This is a genomic window from Paenibacillus sp. 2TAB26 (assembly GCF_052115145.1).
In the GTDB taxonomy this organism is placed as follows: domain Bacteria; phylum Bacillota; class Bacilli; order Paenibacillales; family Paenibacillaceae; genus Pristimantibacillus.
This window is the reverse complement of the sequence record NZ_JBFRGC010000069.1, coordinates 1-1,671: the sequence shown is the minus strand read 5'-3', so window position 1 is coordinate 1,671 and position 1,671 is coordinate 1. Positions and strand designations below refer to the sequence as shown.

The following is a 1,671-nucleotide window of genomic DNA, read 5'->3' as shown; positions in this document are numbered from 1 at the left end:
TCTTCACACGATTCTTGTCATTAATATTTAGGTGATCCGCTATCTTTTGATACGACCATCCCTCTTCAACATGTAAGCGGATTGCCTCCACTTTCGTTGTATCTTCATAATGCTTAAACTTTTGCCCTTTAACCGCCACAAAAATRCACCCCCTAGAATTTCATCGGAATAACCTAGGGGTTTTTCCAATGTCTATTCTAAGGGGTGCACTTCACCTTCACTAAACTATTATTATGTTAGGATTAAACGATAAGATAATTCTTTTATACTTTGAGTATTTATGAAAAGCTATTCCACATTTCATAGAATTTTTATCTATCTTCAAATCAAAATATACTTCCTTTGTAGTATTACTCATCAAAACTATATTATCTACATTAACTAGAATATTCCTATCCAAATCTAAAAATTTATATCCACTAGTATTAAGCACAACAGACCAATATTTCAATGTCCCCATCATATAGTAATTCTCATAAGGAGTATGAACTAAAATCCTTTTTTTATTAGACTCGCTTTCCATGTAATTGACTATATCACAGGATATATTATATATTCCTGACTCCCCATAAGCATCTCGCGTGACTGTTAACTTATGCATATATTATAAGAGTACTATAAATTTTAAGGCGACCCAAGTGTTCTAATATAACTATGCTCGCTTTATTTAGAGAGAATCAAACTTATTTCTAATCTTAATATTATTTATAGCCAGGCAACTCTTCCCTACGTTAGTTAGTTTGACTTCAAAAATTTTTTCTTTTGATGCTTCATTTTGTTTATACACAAACCATTTTGTATCAATCTACAATGCCAACTAAGATTGATATTTGTCACCGCCTCTAGCGAGTTTACTAGATAAGAAAAAAATAACCATTAACTCTCCAAGTAACAACTATTAACCAAGATTTAATCATTGAAGTTTCGCTAAGACAAACTCCAATAAATATGAAAACTTGGAGGTATCCTGATGAGCCCCGACGAACTTCGAGCATTAGAGCGTTCAATTGATGAGATAACAGAAATTGCAAAAGGTTTTGGATTAGATTTCTATCAAATGCGCTATGAGATTTGTCCTGCAGAGATCATTTATACATTCGGTGCTTATGGTATGCCTACAAGATTTAGTCATTGGAGTTTTGGAAAAACTTTCCATAAAATGAAACTACAATATGACTTTGGCTTGAGTAAGATTTACGAGCTCGTTATTAACTCCAACCCTTGCTACGCCTTTCTTCTTGAAGGAAATTCTTTAATTCAAAATAAACTCATCGTCGCCCATGTGCTCGCTCACTGTGATTTTTTCAAAAATAACGCTCGCTTTGGTGTAACCAATCGCAATATGGTCGAGAGCATGTCTGCTACAGCGGATCGTATTCATCAATATGAAGTGGATCATGGCACGGAGGCGGTCGAGAAGTTTATCGATGCGATCCTTGCCATTCAAGAGCATGTCGATCCTACGCTCATCAAGCCTTATCAATTAGATAAGAAACGTTATATCGAGATGGTGCAAAAGGACAGCGAGCGCTCGGAGTGGAATATCCCTTCCTCCTCTTATGATGACTTGTGGAATCTGGACCCGGATCGCACAGCTGCCGCCGCATCAGCCGCTCAATCGCAGGCAGGCCGCTGACGCCAAACGTTTTCCGCCACGGCCAGAAAAAGATC

At 36.8% G+C, this 1,671-nt stretch carries 1 protein-coding gene and 1 pseudogene; one reads left to right on the top strand and one right to left on the bottom strand.

All coding sequences use genetic code 11. From position 1 onward, the window contains the following. Positions 1 to 220 precede the first annotated feature (220 nt). Positions 221 to 601, bottom strand: coding sequence for a LytTR family transcriptional regulator DNA-binding domain-containing protein (locus AB4Z50_RS35800; protein WP_441887249.1), 381 nt, complete (start codon positions 599 to 601; stop codon positions 221 to 223). A 369-nt stretch (positions 602 to 970) separates the two neighbouring features. Between AB4Z50_RS35800 and AB4Z50_RS35795 the strand changes: the two are divergent. After that, positions 971 to 1,671 (top strand): annotated as a pseudogene (locus AB4Z50_RS35795) (SpoVR family protein); the annotation flags it as partial.

Bases quoted from the DNA above. Each gene is read 5' to 3' on its own strand.
- AB4Z50_RS35800 (WP_441887249.1), bottom strand. From the start codon at position 601: ATGCATAAGTTAACAGTCACGCGAGATGCTTATGGGGAGTCAGGAATA.